This window comes from Vibrio sp. 10N.261.55.A7 (assembly GCF_002877365.1).
In the GTDB taxonomy this organism is placed as follows: domain Bacteria; phylum Pseudomonadota; class Gammaproteobacteria; order Enterobacterales; family Vibrionaceae; genus Vibrio.
Genome location: NZ_MCWZ01000254.1, coordinates 1 through 257, shown reverse-complemented (window position 1 = coordinate 257; position 257 = coordinate 1). Strand labels below are relative to the sequence as shown.

The 257-nt window shown below is 35.4% G+C and carries 1 protein-coding gene; it reads right to left on the bottom strand.

Annotated elements, in window-relative coordinates:
• Positions 1-257: LysE family transporter (locus BCU12_RS11465; RefSeq protein WP_157939878.1), on the bottom strand; the 257-nt coding region annotated here is incomplete at both ends.

Below are 257 nucleotides of genomic sequence, written 5' to 3'. Positions count from 1 at the left end.
AACCTTCTCTAAAGTAGGACGATAAAGTTCGATTACTAATGATTTCCAATTGTTCTTTTGAGTTCTTATTACTTGAAAAAATTTGACGAAAGCCTAAATACATAAGGTAGAAGGATCCTACTATTTTCACGACAGCGAATAACGTTGAAGATGCTAAGAGTATTGCACTGAGGCCACCCATCGACAATATAGATAAAAACATTAAGCCGATAATATTTCCAAGAGCAGACACCATCACGACTTTACTTCCATTAACC